The sequence below is a fragment of the Rhizobium sp. CB3090 genome, from assembly GCF_029714285.1.
GTDB lineage: Bacteria > Pseudomonadota > Alphaproteobacteria > Rhizobiales > Rhizobiaceae > Rhizobium.
In genome coordinates, this window is the sequence record NZ_CP121664.1 from 237949 (window position 1) to 255100 (window position 17152).

Consider the following 17152-nt stretch of genomic DNA (forward strand, 5'->3'; position numbering starts at 1 on the left):
TCCTGAGGCGGTTTAAAATGAACAGTTCAGGCCGTCCCTGTCAGCGGGTCAACGCCAAACTGGGCGGCATAAACCATGCTGATGGCGGTTTCGATGTACTCATACGTATAAGAGTCCATCGCTCGAATGCCGGCGTCCGCCAGTCGCTTTTTAGGGCAATCTCCGATCTTGGCGCAGAGCACGATGTCGATCCCTTCGAGCGCAACGATCACACCCTCGAGTGTAGCGTCGTCACCCCAACCGCCGCGGCAATATTGCTCGACCTTGCGATGGCCCACGAAGGTGATTCCTGCCGGAGAGACTTCATAAATCTGGAACTCTTTCGCATGGCCGAAATGTTCGTTTATACGGCCGCCGCCCTTGGTCGCTACCGCGACGTGAAGCGACCCGTCAGGGCCTACTGCTTTGACCATTTCGATCGCCTCGCTCTTGGCTGCTGCGTGGTTGCCTCTCTCCCGCGCGACTACTTCGCGGTATGCCGCGCGATTGCGGTCGTCGTAGGAGACTGCGTCGGGTATGTGGTCGAGCATGAATTCCTGGCCCCGATCCTCGCCCAGAAGGCCGACGGCATCGGCCCGGCACTGCCGACAATGGCGCATCAGCTTGGCGCCGTTTTCGAGACGACCTTGAAGCGCCTTCAATTCGATTGCCCGCGGAGCGCGTTGCCCGGTCAGACCATAGTAAGTGCCGTGCGCCGGGTCCGAAATCAGGGGCATCACGTTATGCAAGAAAGCGCCGCGCTCCTTCACCCATCTGTTCACTTCGATCAAGTGCTCGTCATTGACGCCGGGTATCATGACCGAATTGACCTTGATGAGGATGCCGCGCGCCGCCAGCATCTCCAGACCCAACATCTGGCGCTTGTGCAGGATTTCGGCCGCTTCGATGCCGGTGTATCGCCGGTGGTCGTAAAAAACCCAAGGATATATCTTTGCGCCGATTTGCGGGTCGACCATGTTGATTGTGATGGTCACGTGATCGACATTCATGCTTGCAAGCTCGTCGACATGATCTGGCAATGCTAGACCGTTAGTAGAGATGCACAGCTTGATGTCGGGAATTTCCGCGGCAATTTTTTCGAACGTCGCCTTGGTTCTCTTCCAGTCATAACACGCATCGCCCGGGCCGGCGATGCCCACGACCGAAAGCTGCGGCACTTCGTTGGCGACCGAAATGACTTTGCATAGCGCCTGCTCTGGCGTCAGCTTTTCCGAGACGACCCCGGGCCGGCTTTCGTTTGCGCAGTCATATTTGCGATTGCAGTAGTTGCACTGGATATTGCAAGCCGGTGCGACGGCGACGTGCATGCGCGCGAAATAATGGTGTGCTTCTTCTGAATAGCAGGGATGATCCTTTATCTTCTTCCAGATCGCTGCATCCATGTCATCCGGTTTTGCAGGCGAGCCGCAGGATGAGGATTTGCAGCTCTCGGACTTCGCGGTAGCCAGCCTACGGTCCGAAGTTTTGGCGCTGGCCGAGCTATCAAGCGAAATCAACGATGCGGTCATCTAGCAATTCCGTGGCTGGTGAAAATTGCAGTTCAAACTGCAAGACCTATGCCAGTGCTAGAAATTGTTTCATGTCAGGCGTTTTAGCCTTTCACGTCCGATTGAATACACTTGCTACGCACGGTTTCGTTCGTTCCTGACAATCGGCACATGGACCACGTCGCGAATTCGACGCGGCTTGTCACGCGGACGGAGGGCATCTTCGACCTGACAAACGACAGGCTTAGAACTTTTTCACCTCGATATTGTGCCGGCGCAGAGCATAGCCGACCTGACGGGGCGTGAGGCCGAGCATACGAGCCGCTTTGGCCTGAACCCATCCGACCTTCTCCATTGCCTCGATCAGCCGGTCCCGCTCTGTAAGGCGCGGTGATAGGGCTTGGCACGCCGGACCATTGGGATCGCAGGCCTTGAGGGGCGCTACCTCCGAATGCGAGACGCTGCCTGGTTGGGTAGAGAGCGGCGATACCGCCGGCATCGTTCCTCTCCGAGTGAGCTCATCGATAGCCTCACCGTCACGGCTGCCGCCATCTCCTTTCCAAAGACGCGCCGAAAGGCATTGGCTGTTCTGGCACGCAAAATCCGAGGGAACGATCGTCTTTGAGCGCGCCAAAGTCGCCGTCCGTCGCACGCAATTTTCGAGCTCGCGGACGTTTCCAGGGAAATAGCATTGCGAAATCAGGTCTAGTGCCGGCGGCGTGAAGGCGAGTTCGCGATTGTTTTCCCGGTTGAAGCGGTCGAGAAAGACTTTTGAAAGACGCGGAATGTCCCCGGGCCGGTCTCTGAGCGGTGGCAAGACGATCGGCACGACATTGATGCGATAGTAAAGGTCGGCTCTGAACTCGCCATTCGCGACAGCCGCCTCGAGGTCCTTGTTGGTTGCGCATATGAGCCTGATGTCGACTTTGAGGGTCTTGGTTCCGCCGACCCGCTCCAGCTCCCCTTCCTGCAACACGCGCAAAAGCTTGGCTTGAAAGGCAGGCGAAATTTCGCCGATTTCATCAAGGAGCAGCGTTCCGCCATTTGCCAATTCGAAACGCCCTGCGCGCTGAGAGACCGCGCCGGTGAAAGCGCCCTTTTCATGTCCGAAGAGTTCCGATTCCAGGACACCTTCAGGCAGCGCGGCGCAGTTTAGTTTGACAAAAGACTTCTTCCTGCGAGGGGAAAGCTCATGAATGGCCTGTGCGAAAAATTCCTTGCCAGTGCCGCTTTCACCCCGCAAAAGCACTGTAGTATTCGTCATCGCCACGGCAGAGACGATTTCCAACACCTGCCTGACTGCGGGGCTTTCTCCGACGATCCAGTCGACTTTGGCTCGCGAACTTTGGCTCGCATCATTCCGCCCCCCTTCGGCGGATTTCCGGTGCAGCTGGATGATCTGCGGACCCGACGTGCTCAGGGCTCGGTGGAACGAGATCGTCTGACCGATAAGATCGGCGACCATGGTGAGGAAGCGAATATCTTCGTTATGACGCAGCTCGGTGGCGCTGTCCCTGAAGCGGTCGATCCATAACGTCCCGACCAGTTTGTGCGCAGCCCTTAAAGGAACCCCGATGAATGTAATGGGGATCGTGTCACTGCTCAAAGACGGTTGAGGAGCCTGAAACAGTTCGGACTTACTTGTTTCCCTTATCACCAGCGGCTGTCCGGTCATCAAGATCTGATCCATCGCAGCCTGCGGGATGATGTGGCGAACGCCGGATTGACGAGGATCGGTCACTCCGGCCGACGCGGTAATTTCCGGCTCCCCTTCGCTCGCCAGTACAACGATTGCTCCATGACGCATCCGCAAAAAGGTGGGGAGGATATTCGCGACCTTGACAAGCGTAATCTCCAGCGGGGCAGCGGCCGTCAGGAGCTTCGATATTTCGTAGATCCCGGTGCAGGAGATTCCGACTTCAGGCGTTTTGCTGGATTGTCCACGCAAAGGTCCAACTTCATCGACGCAATCGCGTAGGATGCGGGTCATTTTCAACACCTCTAGCTGTGTAGAATGCCAGCATTCCAACCACAGTTTGTGCTTATTTGTATAAGTAGAAACTCTAATGTTAGTTTCTGAAATTGCAAGCTGGTTCCAGGCAAAATTGATGCAGCGCCTGGCTGTGACAAAATAACGTGTTTTTGAGATGTTTAATAATAAAGTCGTTCACCCGAACTTGAAGAGAACACCAAAGCCGCCTCGGGGATAGTTCCAAATAACCTCGCCGCTTGCCTCACATAGCACCCTGCATGTGCCGCACTCCATGCAGCCGTCGGCGGTAATCTCCACCTGGCCTTTGTCATTCAGCTCATAGCATTTTGCCGGGCAGATGCGTGTCAGCGCTAAAAGGTTCGCACTCGGATGCTCGTGCGGCCGCACCTTGATGTGAGGGCGTCCCGGATCAACCAGATAGCGATTCTGGAAAAGCTTGTCCTCCACACGCAACTTCGTCACTGCAACCGTCATCCTATTTCTCCCTTAGCGCCAAGCCATTGCGAGGCGCACCGCGTCGCTGACCAGTCCCCAGCGCGAGCGCGCCTTTATGAAAGCGGCCGTCGTCGCCCTTTCATTTTCGATCTTCGGCGTACCATCGACACGCATGAAATTTTTCGAAGCCTCAGACATCAACTTCGGGTATGTCATGAAGAAATTGCGGGAATTGGTATGAAGCAGGGCGGGCATGTCCTTGTATTTCTTGAGATCTTTAATGACGAAGGAATCGTCCAGCATTGTCTTGTAAAGTGCGAGGTTCCTTTTGGTCATTCGACCTCCGCGGCTCTTGACCTCGAAAATCGCCTCCCCGGCGATGCGACCTGACGTCATGGCGAGATTGGAACCCTCGCGGTGAACGGCATTGTTGAGCTGGGCCGCGTCGCCGACAACGACCCAGCCATCGCCGAAGAGCGCGGGAATTGCCTTGTACCCACCTTCGGGAATGAGATGAGCTGCATATTCCTTGACTTCCGAATCCGCGATCAGATGTTTGATCGAGGGATGGTTCTTGAACGCTTCGAGCAATTCGTAAGGGCTTTCGCACGTTGCAGCAAAGTCGGAGACGAGGCAGCCGATGCCAAGAGAGATCGACTCCTTATTGGTATAAAGGAAGGCGAGCCCGGCCATGCCGCGGGAGATGGTGCCGGCTGCCTCAATCACGCAGCCTTCGTTGCCATGAAGTCCGAACCTCTGATCGATCACGTCTTCCGGCAGAAAATGTATTTCCTTGACGGCGAGTGCCACGTTCTCCGATGTGGGCGTTCGACGCAAACCGGCCCGTGCGCCGAGCAGCCCATTGGCGCCTTCCGCGAGAACGACCGTGTCCGCAAGAATGACATCGCCGCTACGGTCGGTGCGCACACCGATCACCTTGCCGCCTTCCTGGGCAAGTTCCGTCGCAGTCGTCTCGCACAGGACTGTCGCTCCCGCCTCGCGCACCTTGCGCGAAAACCAACGGTCGAACTGGGCGCGAATGATTGTGTAGCGCTCGGGCGTCGACTCGTTGAAGTCATCCGATCGATATTGGATGCCGACATGGGACGTGTCATCCATCATCCAGAAGCGCTGCTCGACGAGATGCCGCTCAAGAGGCGCATCATCTCGAAAATTCGGGATGATTTTCTCCAGCATGTTCGCATACATGATGGCGCCCTGGACGTTCTTGGAGCCCGGATACTCGCCACGTTCCAACTGCAGGACTTTCAGGCCACGGCTTGCCATGGTGTAAGTAGCCGCATTGCCGGCCATGCCAGCGCCAATGACGATAGCGTCAAACTTTTCCCCGCTCATAGCCGTCCCCCTAATTCGCAAGCTTATCGCGACTGTGCGGCGACAGCCGATGGGTGAAAACATCAGTGAGGGCCGGCAAGAAGCGGATCGCATCCGTCACGACGCCAAGGTGGGCGAAGTCGAAAATCGGCGCGTTCGGGTCAGTGTTGATCGCGACAATGAGATCAGCCCCCCCGACGCCAACCCGGTGCTGAATGGCGCCGGAAATCCCGGCCGCTATATAGAGCTTCGGCCGGATAGTCTTGCCGGTTTGCCCGATCTGCCGATCAGCCGGCATCCAGCCTTTCTGGACCAGCGGCCGTGAGCAGCCGTATTCGGCTCCAATTACCCGCGCGAGGTTCTTTACAAGCTTCAGGTTCTCCGATGTTCCGAGACCAAGGCCCCCGCCCACCACCACATCGGCATAGGCGAGATTGGAATTTGTCGATTGCACGTCGGAAAGAAACCCGAGGACTTTGGTGACGATCTCCTCCTCGAGCATCGGGACCCCATGCTGAATGACGCAGCCAATCGGCTTGTTCATGCGCTGCGGCATCGCCATGACGCGCGGCCGCACTGTCGCCATCTGCGGTCGGCAGTTGAGCGTGTAGATTGTGCATAATAGAGAGCCGCCGAAAGTCGGCCGCGTTGCGGCAAGCGAACCGTCCGCATCCACATCGAGTTCGGTGCAGTCCGCAGTGAGCCCCGTCAACAGGGTCGTCGCCACGGAACCGGCAAGGTCGCGACCAAGCGTCGTCGCACCCAGAAGCAGGATCTCGGGTTTGTAAGTGGCAACCAGATTTGTCAGAGCTTTGGTGAAGGGCTCGTTCCTATAGTCTGCGAGCAGGGGGTGCTCCACGAGATAGGCAACGTCGGCGCCATAGGCAAACGCCTCTGCAATGGCCTGCTGCGTGGCATCCCCCGGAGGTCCGAGCACGACACCTGCGAGCTTGACGCCAAGCTTGTCCGCTAGCTTGCGGCCTTCTCCCAGCAGTTCGAAGGAGACGGGGTGGATATTTTCGCGCTCCACTTCGATGAAGACCCAAACGTGCCGGTAGTCCTTGAATTGCTCGGGCAGCTCTTTCTTCATACCCGCGCGGCCGACGGCAGGGGGCGGCGTTTCTTGATTTGCGGTCAACGTCATGGCTCCTTGCCGTTATGCGCTGGCGTCGAAGGCGAGTTCGTGTTCGAGCGCCGGCTGACGAGAGAAGATTTCGACAATCAACTCATCGGCAACATCGCTCAGCGCCTTATCGGTGGTGGTGATTTGCTCCGCCTTTTCCACCCTTGCTGTCGGGGCAAAGACGCGTTTGACGACCGTCGGCGAACCACGCAGTCCACATTTGCTGAGGTCCTCGATGCCGGCGTCGGCCGCGCTCCATTTTACGATCTGACTGCGTGCAGCGCGTAGCGCGTCATCAAGCGAGCCGCGCCGGATTTCGTTGGTGCCTTCCAGCATGGTGATGAGGCAGGGAAGCCTGCTCTGCAGCATTTGCGTCCCCCCTTCCGAACGGCGATCGACCTTAATTTCACGCGCATCGAGATCGAGGGAGCAAATCTTTGAAACGTAAGTGAGTTGCAGGAGGTCGAGGCGCTTGGCGATGCCCGGCCCGACCTGGGCAGTGTCGCCGTCGATCGTCTGCTTGCCCGTGAAGACGATGTCCGGGGCGCCGAAGGTCTCGCCGATTTTTGCGATCGCCTGCGACAAAGCAAAGGAAGTCGCCAGGGTATCGGATCCGGCAAAATAGCGGTCGGTCAACAATACCGCCCGATCCGCACCGTAAGTAAGCGCCTTGCGCAACGAATCCTCTGCCATCGGCGGGCCCATCGTGACCGCAGTGACCTCGCCGCCATGGACGTCACGCAACCGCAGTGCTTCTTCAAGGGCGAATAGATCATAAGGATTTATGATGGTCGGCACGCCCTGGCGCATGATCGTGTTCGTTACCGGATGGACGCGAATCTGTGCTGAGTCCGGCACCTGCTTGATACAGACTACGACGTGCATGTGGTCTCCTAGCTGCTGTTCGAATGGCGGGTTTCGCGCTTCATGTCCATCAAAGCACTATCTGTGCCAACGCTTTTGAATTTCACATCCATTTGAAATTCCGCCTTTTTCTTCTGACCTGCGGGCGCTGGAGCCGCTATTGTCGGCTTCTCGACATCGTTCAAGCCACAACCATGTCGCATTCATTCCTTGTCGAAATGCTTCAGGATGGAATCGAATGAAACGAAGGTGTGACCCGGTCGGGCGGGCGTGGCCGGACTGTGGTCTTTGAGTACCTTGAAGACACGGTGCGCAAGTGGCGAGGACGTCGCAAAATCCTCGTAGGCGCGTTCAAGGATGGCGCGTGCCCTGGCCGCAATCACCTGTTCCGGAAGATCGGAGAAATCCTCTTCGGCGAGGTATTGCCCCATTCGCTTCAGGATGTGAAGCCGCGAGACGTCAAGCACCTTGGGATCATAGGCGACGTCAAGCAGCGCGAAAAATTCCTCCGCCGCCGACAGATTTTTCAATCGCGCGAGGATTTGGGCCGTATCGCTGCTTGGGCTGACGTTGCAATAACTGTTCATAACATTCTCCCCGTTGGAACGATGCGCTGCGGTGCGTCCGATGCGATGAATCCGCCGTCGCGAAAACCTCGCAGGAAAAGTCCTCGCGCTTATGGCCTCAAGCGGTTTGGCAAGTCCGAACTATTCTGCGTCGCGTAAGCGACGAACATCGCCTACTGCCGCCAAGCCAAATCGTGTCGTCAGAAATACGAACCGCTTCATGAGGGGTTTCCGTCCGTCTCCGGCGGCTTCAGAAAAGCCAAAGGTCTTCGGCGCTTTGGCGGCGTCGGCCCAAACGAGGAACCATCTCGCAAAGTGCCGACGATTCCGGGTAAAACATCGAGTACACGGTCGATATCCTCCTCGCAATTGTCACGCGACAGGGAGAACCGGATGACCCCGTGGCTCGAGATATCGGGAATGTTCATCGCCGTCAGGACATGGCTCGGCTGCGGCGACTCAGAAGTGCAAGCCGAGCCGGAAGAACAGGCAATGCCATAGCGGTCAAGAAGAAGCAGCAAGCCATCACCGTCGACTTGGTCGAAGGCGATGTTGGAGGTGTTCGGCAACCGCTTTTGCTTATCGCCGGTGACGAACGCATCTGGGATGCGCTGCAGAAGCCCTTTTTCCAGGCGATCTCGCAGCGATCTTACTCGTCCGTTCTCTTTGTTCATGAAGCGCAAGGCAAGTTCAGCGGCTTTGCCGAGCCCGACGATGCCGGCGGTATTTTCCGTGCCAGCGCGCCGATCGCGCTCCTGATGTCCCCCCTTGATCATCGGATCGAAGCGTACGCCGCGCTTTACCCAAAGCGCGCCAATCCCTTTGGGTCCATGCAGCTTGTGACTTGAGAGCGACAGCATGTCGATCGCACTCGATTTCAGGTTCATCGGAAGCTTGCCGACCACCTGCACAGCGTCTGTATGGAAAAAAGCGCCGACTTCCTTGGCCAGCTTAGCGAGGTCGGCGACCGGAAAAATCGTGCCCGTTTCATTGTTCGCCCACATGATCGAGACGAGTGCAACATGTGGGGTGAGGGCTGCCCGGTATGTGCGCAGGTCGAGGCGACCATGCCGATCGACTGGAATCCTGTGCACCTTTATGCCACGCGTCTTCTCAAGGTGCGCGCAGAGCGTCAGCACGGCCGGATGCTCGACTGCGGACGTCACGATCTGCGTGCGATCGGGCATGATCTCGAGCGCCGACAGGATCGCTGCATTGTCGCTTTCCGTCCCGCCGGACGTAAAGACGATCTCATGCTCGAACTCCGCACCGATCAAAGCTTGCAATTGTTTGCGCGCGGTCATTATCGCCGCACTTGCCGAGGCGCCGAAACTGTGACTGGACGAAGGATTGGCAAATTGATCCGTAAAGAACGGCAACATCGCTTGTACGACTTCAGGATCGACTCGCGTGGTTGCATTGTTGTCGAGATAGACAGATCTCATGGAAGCGATCCTCAGTTGGCGGAGTACCTCGATAGTCTCCGTCGTTCAGCGCTGGAGCGAGAACAATCGCGGCAGCGCTCGATTGGTCGAATTCGCTGTAGCGACGTCATTTGGCAGTCTCAGATTATGGTGGGCATGTTTCAGGCGAGCCCCATGCGTCCTCGATCCTTGGCGACATCCCATCGAAAATGACCATCGGTTACAAAGATGTTTCTGTGACCTCGAGCGCGCTGCCTTCCTTTGTGCCCGCCGACAAAATCGTCTCTGACCTGATGAGGCCTTTAACGAACAACGCCGCAGGGACCGCAACAGTCGCTTCCTCGACACCTTTGACGCTTGTGACGGGATCCGGCTACGACTTTGCGCCAGATACGACGCAAGCGGTGATCGTGAGCGTCCGGACGGCGGCCGATCGACGCCATCCGCTAAGTCGCGATTGATAATTCGAAGGGCTTCATGGGCGGCTTTGCCGACGATATAATCGATCAACGCGGCCGGGCAGGTGATCGCGAAACGGCTGCGGAGCGTCTGCAATGTTGCCACACTGATTGCGTCCATCGGCCGGGCGAAGCCCATCGTCAATTCAACCAGATCCCCACGTGAGACCGCGCCGACCTCGCGTTCAGTATTGGCTGTTTGCAGACCGCGGGCGCCCTTGTGATTGCAGGACGATTTCTTGAGCTTGTCGCGATACTTCCGCATGACTTTTCACACCAATTCGGGATGATCAGGCGAAGGACTTGCCGCAAGCGCACATCTCTGCTGCGTTGGGATTGTCGAAGACAAAGCCTGAGGACTCCAGCCGTGTAACGAAGTCCACCGTCATGCCGTTGACGTGTGGCTGAGAGCTCGCGTCCACGAACAGCGTGATCCCATCTGTTTCGATGACAGCGTCGCCCTCGCGTGAGCTGCTCTCAAGCCCCATCCTGTATTTGAGCCCGGCGCAGCCACCGGTCTCGACCGCGATGCGCAGGCCCTCGGCCGGCTCGTCCGCTCGGCTGAGTGCAATCCTCATGGCGGCGACGGCGTTGTCTGTGAGCGTGATCATAAATGTCGTTCTCGTTGGTCGTCGGCAAAATTCGCAAATGACCTTGCATGTGCCATGCCAAACAGAAAAACACTTGAGGAACCTTCGGATCTTCCAGTGGCAATATGCGCATCTCCGACATCGTTGAACGTCAAACATCAAAAAAGGGCAGTCACCGGTGAATGCGAGAATCCCACCAAAGGATCACCGCGCCATTCCACGCCGCGGCCGTTATCGCAGGTGGGAGAACGTTCCTAGCAGGCGCACCGGGGAAAGGGCTGAGTACCAACGATGACTGTCGGGTTTGTCGATGAGCCGACATTTGGCGTTGGCCGCTCTGCATTTGCACGCTCATCACATCGCTCAAATAACCCCGAAAGGCCCGTGCCTACGCTGTTTGTCCGACCACGCTGGCATGGTTTTTGGAGGTTTCTCGTCATGGCCGTCAATGCTGCAGGCGACCTTGATCGATGAAAAACGAAGGAGCAAAAGCGCCGTGTCAGATCTGCATCAGTTCCAGGTTTTGAGGGGCAAGGGCATCAGTCGCGGAGCACGAATGTCTGATCGGTGGCAACACTTGCAGTCATCCAAGGCCGGGCAGTGGCTGCGAATGGACTTGGAGATGGATTTTGACGAATATGCGCTTGCCTGCGTCTTTTCGCGAGCGCTGGAGGAGATCGAAGCTGGCCAGGCGTCGGCGACAGAGGCGACCGGCCTTTCTCGCGCCGAGCTGCGGGACATCCTTACAAGGAATTTTCCTGCCAAGCTCATCGACGCTTTCTTTCCGGAAAAGGCGAGCGATCCAGAACTCGGTACGGAGGAGGGGCTCCTGCGTGACTTGCTACTTTCGCATGCCCGTCCAAACGATCCAGTCAGTGCTCGCTTTGCTAAAATCATCGCGCGACGTGCCCTGCGCGACGACCATCTTTGGCAGGACCTTGGACTCCTCGAGCCGGCCGAGCTCGGGCGGTTGTTTGCTATGCATTTCCCGACGCTGGCGGCTGGCAATACCGACAATATGAGGTGGAAGAAGTACCTTTACCGCAAGCTCTGCGAGGCCGAAGGTTTTTCGCTGTGCGCCGCTCCGAGCTGTCAGGAATGCGGTGATTACGAAACATGCTTCGGCCCCGAAACGGATGAAGGCCGTCGCTAAGTCGCTTCTGCGAGCTGTGCGAGATGGTCAGCGCTTTGGTCGGCGTCTATACAAATCCCGCCCGCATCTCGCGGCGGCGTTGAACGGAAGAGGGGATATTCATTCCTTCCCTGTATTTTGCGACCGTGCGGCGCGCTATATCGATGCCGCTTTCCCGAAGTTGGGCGACCATGTTGTCGTCGGAAAGCACGCTGTCCTCCGTTTCCGCGGCGATCATTGCCCTGATGCGATGGCGGATAGCTTCGGCCGAGTGCGCCTCGCCGCCTTCGCAGGAGGAAATCGCGACCGTAAAAAAATACTTCAGTTCGAACACCCCGCGGGGGGTGAGCATGTATTTATTCGACGTCACACGGCTCACCGTCGACTCATGCATCTCGATCGCGTCAGCGACAGTCTTAAGATTGAGAGGCCGAAGATAGGCAGTGCCGCGTTCCAGAAAGACATCCTGCTGGCGGACGATTTCGGTCGCTACCTTAAGGATCGTCTTGGCGCGCTGATCGAGACTGCGAACCAACCAGTTCGCGTTTTGGAAGCATTCGTTGAGGAATGCCTGATCTTTGGAATCATGCGCGGTCAGACGGGAGACTTCGGCAAAATAGGTTTGGTTGATGAGCACCTTGGGTAGCATGTCGGGATTGAGCTCGATCTGCCACCCGCCTGCGTTCGAAGGCAAGACCCGAACGTCCGGTATGATGGCCTCCGGTCGTCCCGATTGGAATCGGTTTCCGGGCCTGGGGTCAAGCGTACGGATCTCATGCAACATGTCGAGAAGGTCATCTTCGTCGACGCCGCAGCGCCGCTTCAATGCGCGAAAGTCGCGTTGTGCAACCAACTCAAGATTGGCGACCAGCGCTTCCATAGCAGGGTCGAACCGATCGCGCTGCCGCAACTGTATCTCGAGGCATTCGCGAAGAGTTCGTGCAAAAATTCCAGGTGGATCGAAATGCTGCAAGGTCGCGAGGACCCGCTCAACCTCAGCCTCGCGGACACCCAGACATGCTGCCAGCTCTGATAGGTCCACCTGAAGATATCCAGTGCTTTCCAGATGATTGGCAAGCGCACCGGCAATCAGCCGATCTCGAGAGGTCAATGCAGTGAGGGCGATCTGCCGGGCGACATCGTCGTGCAATGTTTCGGTAGAAGCAGCAAACTCCTCGAAGCCAGGGAGTTGCTCTGACGAAGCATTGGCTCCATTCCGAATTGATTTCCATTCTCCAAGTGGCTCTGGAGCGTCGACCCGTGTAGGAGCATCAACCTTGCCCTCCTGCGCGGCAATGTCGGGCCTATTCTCCGAGCTCGAAACGACATCGTCAGAAGCGATGCCATCGCTTGATGCCAGCTCCAGAAACGGGTTCTTCTCCAATTCCTGTTCAACGAACTGATGCAGCTCGCCGTGCGCCAGTTGCAGCAAGCGAATAGATTGGATGAGCTGAGGCGTAATAACCAGCGATTGCCTTTGGCGCTGGAGAAGGTTTGCTAAATACTGCATCCTAAGAGCGAAACCCCTATCGATCTTGGTACTTAGTCGCGCGAATTTTCATTTTATGAGGCTTTGATTCCGATGTTTATGCTGCGGCCGAGGCCTTCAGCGTTTCCAGGATGTTTTGCGGTGACGAAATGCCATAGGGATCGGTTTGACAGTTGTCAGAGAAGCCTTCTTCCTCAAACCATTGCTCCACCTCGCCGTCATCGACTACCGCCGCGTAGCGCCAAGAGCGCATTCCGAAACCGAGATTGTGCTTGGTGACGAGCATGCCCATCTTGCGGGTAAATTCTCCCGAGCCGTCAGGGATGAGCTTGACGTTCTGAAGTCCTACGGACTTGCCCCAGGCGTTCATGACGAACGCATCGTTTACGGAGAGACAGTAAATCTCATCGATGCCGTTCTTTTGAAACTCCCCATAAAGGCTTTCGAAATCAGGTAGTTGTTGGTTGGTGCAGGTGGGGGTGAAGGCGCCTGGCAGCGAAAACAAGATGACGCGTTTGCCGCTGAAATAGTCGTCGGATGTCTGGTCTTTCCAGCGATACGGATTCGGTCCGGGTAGGGACTCGTCGCGAACACGCGTGCGGAACGTGACGAAGGGAACCTTCTTTTTGCTGGTCATCCAATTGCTCCTTCATAACAGACAATTGACGCGTTGTTTTGCGATTACGGCCGCAGTATTCGATCTCAGCCGAGATACTGGTCTAGCAAGCGCCGTGCCATTGCCTTGAGGGTAGAGAGCTATTCTACTTCTGCGCCGAGCCCTGGCATGAGTAGGAGCGCCTCGAACAACGGCGCTGACCCAGATATCCGAGCCTCGAATGACGTCCGCCGCGGTGACATCGGTTGGTCGCCCGTTATCGGGAAGCGTCCGATATTCGAAAAATACAGAAACGTTCCAGAAAGTCGTGTCAGATCCTTCAACTCGCACGCCGGCAGGCTTTGATGTGGCCGCGGTACTCGCGCTTTTGGGCGCAACGATTTGCCGAGACATCTCTTCTTGCAGCGCCGACCGACGCGTCGCAGTTGTTCTCGACCATCTCCAGATTAAGACCTGTACCACTCTCCAGCTCTTCGGCAAGACGGCCGCGTGTCCGGTCCCAGTGAGATTAAAAGTTCGGGAGGGGTCATCGCGATTGGACGATTAGGTTCGCTCGCGCGTGTCCCTTCGCAACCTTCTTATGTTCGAAACGGGACAAGAATGTTGGAAGACGGACGAAGGGATCGCAGTGCCTGGGCTGCCTGCCCGGACAGGTCGTGTAGCACGGCCGTTTGCGCCCATCCGGCACGCAACTTGCGTCGTTGCTCTTTTCGCTGCGCTTGGCACCGGCAGATTTCCGAAGGAGCATGATATGGATCAAACGGTTTTCGTTCCAAAGAGCATCGGGGCGATTGAGGATCCGACGAAAACGCTCCGCGATCTGATTTCCTCGCCGAACCTCACGCACCTGATGGGGGCGTATGATGGGCTTTCTGCGCTGATCGCCACGCAGGCGGGCTTTAAGGCCATCTGGGCGTCTGGACCGTCCATTTCGAAGAGCCTCGGCTATCGCGACGTCGGGGAGGCAAGTTGGATACATCTGATGGAGGTGTTGGAACGAATGGGGGATGCCAGCGGGCTGCCGATCCTGGCCGATGGTGACTCCGGCTTCGGGAGCATGAATAGCGCGCGGTTGATGGCAGCAAAGCTTTTGCAACATGGCGCATCTGGTGTGTGCATCGATGACAAGGGCTTCCAGAAAATGAATTCCTCTGTCGGCCGTCGTCATCCGCTGGACGATATCGAAGTGTTTTGCGGCCGCCTGAAGGCGATCAAGGACACGACGGGAAACGATCTTGTGCTTGTCGCCCGCAGCGAAGCCTTGATCGCCGGTTACGGTCTCAAGGCGGCCCTGTTGCGCGCGGACGCCTATGCGAACGCCGGCGCCGATGCAATCCTGATTCATTCGCGAGAGGCGAAAATGGAGGAGGTTCTGACCTTCGCAAAGGAGTGGAAGCGGCTTCCGATCATAATTGCGCCCTCCAACTACTACCGCACAGTCATTTCAGTGCATCATGAGGCTGGGATATCCAATGTCATCTGGGTCAATCACGCGATGCGGGCCGCGGTCGCAGGCATGCGGGCCGCTTGCAACTGGATCATCGCCGAAGCAAGCGCCGGGCCGATTGGGCAGGAGGTAGCGACGGTCGACGACCATCCCGCCGCGTTATGGTGAACCGCCTTCGGCGGAAGTAGATATCTATCCTCGCAAGTAATTAGAATCGGTCCGGCTGAAGGGGCACCCAGCGCATGGAATATGATCAAGCGCTTCTGCCTGCATGGCGCTTGCCATCGCCGGCTTGGTCAAAACTTCGTCTCTTGCCGGTCGACTTGCGCCGCAGCCGGTTCTTCGCCAGTTTTCCAGCAGACAGAGCCGACGGTCTTGGCCAAAGGGACTGCACAGTGCCGAATCTGCGATCTTTGTGACTGCGAATTATCTCGATCATAGAGTGTTCAAAATCCAGATCTTCAGTAAACCGTCCAAGCATGAAGTCATGCGAGGCTTACATTGGTGCGGTCGCCCTACTTGGATCGGCGCCGGCGGATATGGAACTTATTTCCTCGTAAGATTGCTCGTGCCGCACTGGATCGTATCGCGTGGGACCACGTGTCGGCCATTGCTGCCTCGCCGACGACGGCCGCAAAAGTTCCCTTCGAAGGTAACGCATCAGCGGAACAATCTCCGCAGCGCATATGTTCCGACTTCGCTCGAGGCGTGATAGCACGTCGTAGAGGAGAATCGGATGACGACACGCAACCACGCCGCCATGCTTGAAGACGCCGCTGATCGCATCGGCGACATGTCCCGCGCCGATCTGCAGATCATGTTGCGCCGGGCCGCCCTAATGCTTCGGAATGCCGGCTCGATCCCCTTAGATGGGGAGGTTGAGGAAGCGATCGACAGCATTGCCGACGAACTCGGCAAGACCCGCAACGACATGATCCGCTACATCATCAAGGGATGGCTGGAGACGAACGCCTATCTGCCGGTACGGGAGATGGATGAAGATGGGAACGGCTGATGTACTGCCGCCGAACATAAAAAATAATGGGAGAAGGGAATGGTTGGACCCGGGGGCCGGAGCAGCGCAAAAATTGGAAGAGCAATCAAAAGTACCTAATTCCGTACTTTCTGATTAGCCTTCTTGTGATCTACATTTTTGAAAACACACCGCTCGGCAACGTCTTAGGTATTCTCTTTATTTGCGGACTCGCCTTATTCCCGATGATCGATTTAAAGGAGACTTACCAAAAGCTAGCGAAGAAAATTCGCGAATGAAACAAGCCCGAGGACACAGCCAAGTGAAATGAACTCAGTTGGCCTGGGAGTGGAGCCCCTGCGAGACAGCCTGTCGCGTCGAAACATGCTATGAAGCGATCATGGGGCTTAACGGGAGGGAGGCAGCTTAGCCATGTGCGGACGTGTCTATATCCGATCATCGTTGCGGGAATTGCTCGCCAATTTCGCCTTCGCCGGGCCGGGAGACGTCGAGCCGCTGTCTAACAGCTTCCCGCGTTACAACGGCGCACCACAGCAAGACTATCCGATTATCATCCGGGAGATTGTGCAAGAGCCGGACGTCATGGGTCCGGTGTTCGCTTCGGCGCGCTGGGGCTTCATTCCGGCTTGGGCGAAGGACGCCGGCCGGCCGGTGATCAACGCCAGGGCCGAAGGCATCTCGACCAGCGGCATGTTCAAGCATTCCTACAAGTCGAAACGCTGCCTGGTGCCGATCAATGGCTTTTTCGAGTGGAAAGACATGCACGGGACTGGCAAGAACAAGAAGCCTTATGCGATCGCGATGAAGTCGGGCGAGCCCTTTGCCCTTGCCGGCATCTGGTCCAGTCGCCGCAATCGGGATACCGGTCTCGATGAGAAGACGTTTGCGATCATCACCTGTGCACCCAACGAAATGATGGCGCAGATACACGACCGCATGCCGGTCATCCTGCATCCGGAAGACTATGAGCGCTGGCTGTCGTCGGAGCCCGATCCCTATGACCTGATGAGGCCGTTCCCGAGCGAGCTTATGACCATGTGGCCGATCGGCAAGGACGTCGGTTCGCCGAAAAATGACCGCCCCGATATCATTGAGCCTTTCGAGGATCCGGAGCCGCCGTTGCTGTGATCGATGGCGATATTGTGAAAGAACGTGCCGGAGGAAGGAACCATGATCAGGCCGTTTGACGCCGGCAATGT

16 protein-coding genes are annotated in these 17152 nt (G+C 57.0%); 4 read left to right on the forward strand and 12 right to left on the reverse strand.

From position 1 onward, the window contains the following. Window positions 1-26 precede the first annotated feature (26 nt). The 10 genes from nifB to QA646_RS28025 all read right to left on the reverse strand — a co-directional run bounded on the left by nifB (window position 27) and on the right by QA646_RS28025 (window position 10296). On the reverse strand, window positions 27-1508 hold the full coding sequence (gene nifB / locus QA646_RS27980; RefSeq protein WP_283060980.1) for a nitrogenase cofactor biosynthesis protein NifB: 1482 nt from the start codon (window positions 1506-1508) through the stop codon (window positions 27-29). Between the two features lie 223 nt (window positions 1509-1731). Continuing rightward, window positions 1732-3477 (reverse strand): nif-specific transcriptional activator NifA, encoded by a 1746-nt coding sequence (gene nifA, locus QA646_RS27985; protein WP_283060981.1) that lies wholly within the window; start codon window positions 3475-3477, stop codon window positions 1732-1734. Window positions 3478-3654: 177 nt separating this feature from the next. Next, on the reverse strand, window positions 3655-3954 hold the full coding sequence (locus tag QA646_RS27990) for a ferredoxin family protein (RefSeq protein ID WP_283060982.1): 300 nt from the start codon (window positions 3952-3954) through the stop codon (window positions 3655-3657). Window positions 3955-3966: 12 nt separating this feature from the next. After that, window positions 3967-5271 carry an FAD-binding protein gene (locus tag QA646_RS27995; protein WP_283060983.1) on the reverse strand — a complete coding sequence of 435 codons (1305 nt, stop codon included), beginning with the start codon at window positions 5269-5271 and terminating at the stop codon, window positions 3967-3969. A 10-nt stretch (window positions 5272-5281) separates the two neighbouring features. Beyond that, complete coding sequence (locus QA646_RS28000) at window positions 5282-6394, reverse strand: electron transfer flavoprotein subunit alpha/FixB family protein (protein ID WP_283060984.1); 1113 nt, start codon at window positions 6392-6394, stop codon at window positions 5282-5284. A 12-nt stretch (window positions 6395-6406) separates the two neighbouring features. Continuing rightward, window positions 6407-7258, reverse strand: a complete 852-nt coding sequence (locus QA646_RS28005) for an electron transfer flavoprotein subunit beta/FixA family protein (protein WP_283060985.1) — start codon at window positions 7256-7258, stop codon at window positions 6407-6409. Between the two features lie 182 nt (window positions 7259-7440). Continuing rightward, window positions 7441-7824, reverse strand: coding sequence for a nitrogenase stabilizing/protective protein NifW (gene nifW, locus QA646_RS28010; RefSeq protein WP_283060986.1), 384 nt, complete (start codon window positions 7822-7824; stop codon window positions 7441-7443). A 197-nt stretch (window positions 7825-8021) separates the two neighbouring features. After that, window positions 8022-9248, reverse strand: coding sequence for a cysteine desulfurase NifS (gene nifS, locus QA646_RS28015; protein WP_283060987.1), 1227 nt, complete (start codon window positions 9246-9248; stop codon window positions 8022-8024). A gap of 45 nt (window positions 9249-9293) precedes the next feature. Further along, entirely contained in the window at window positions 9294-9950 is a 657-nt protein-coding gene (locus QA646_RS28020) for an iron-sulfur cluster assembly scaffold protein (protein WP_283060988.1), read from the reverse strand. Between the two features lie 25 nt (window positions 9951-9975). Beyond that, window positions 9976-10296, reverse strand: coding sequence for an iron-sulfur cluster assembly accessory protein (locus QA646_RS28025; RefSeq protein ID WP_283060989.1), 321 nt, complete (start codon window positions 10294-10296; stop codon window positions 9976-9978). A 475-nt stretch (window positions 10297-10771) separates the two neighbouring features. On the opposite strand from QA646_RS28025, the gene QA646_RS28030 reads away from it, so the two are divergent. Continuing rightward, window positions 10772-11428: a nitrogen fixation protein NifQ gene (locus QA646_RS28030; RefSeq protein WP_283061028.1), complete on the forward strand. Its 657-nt coding sequence runs from the start codon at window positions 10772-10774 to the stop codon at window positions 11426-11428. A 46-nt stretch (window positions 11429-11474) separates the two neighbouring features. Here the strand turns inward: QA646_RS28030 and rpoN are convergent, their stop codons facing one another. Both rpoN and QA646_RS28040 read right to left on the reverse strand, forming a co-directional pair. Beyond that, window positions 11475-12917, reverse strand: coding sequence for an RNA polymerase factor sigma-54 (rpoN, locus tag QA646_RS28035; RefSeq protein ID WP_283060990.1), 1443 nt, complete (start codon window positions 12915-12917; stop codon window positions 11475-11477). 76 nt (window positions 12918-12993) lie between these two features. After that, window positions 12994-13533, reverse strand: a complete 540-nt coding sequence (locus tag QA646_RS28040) for a peroxiredoxin (RefSeq protein WP_283060991.1) — start codon at window positions 13531-13533, stop codon at window positions 12994-12996. 730 nt (window positions 13534-14263) lie between these two features. On the opposite strand from QA646_RS28040, the gene QA646_RS28045 reads away from it, so the two are divergent. From QA646_RS28045 to QA646_RS28055, 3 genes are all read left to right on the forward strand, one after another. Continuing rightward, window positions 14264-15127 carry an isocitrate lyase/phosphoenolpyruvate mutase family protein gene (locus tag QA646_RS28045; protein ID WP_283060992.1) on the forward strand — a complete coding sequence of 288 codons (864 nt, stop codon included), beginning with the start codon at window positions 14264-14266 and terminating at the stop codon, window positions 15125-15127. A gap of 568 nt (window positions 15128-15695) precedes the next feature. After that, on the forward strand, window positions 15696-15974 hold the full coding sequence (locus QA646_RS28050; protein ID WP_283060993.1) for a CopG family transcriptional regulator: 279 nt from the start codon (window positions 15696-15698) through the stop codon (window positions 15972-15974). Window positions 15975-16364: 390 nt separating this feature from the next. Further along, window positions 16365-17081 carry an SOS response-associated peptidase gene (locus QA646_RS28055; RefSeq protein WP_283060994.1) on the forward strand — a complete coding sequence of 239 codons (717 nt, stop codon included), beginning with the start codon at window positions 16365-16367 and terminating at the stop codon, window positions 17079-17081. Window positions 17082-17152 lie beyond the last annotated feature (71 nt).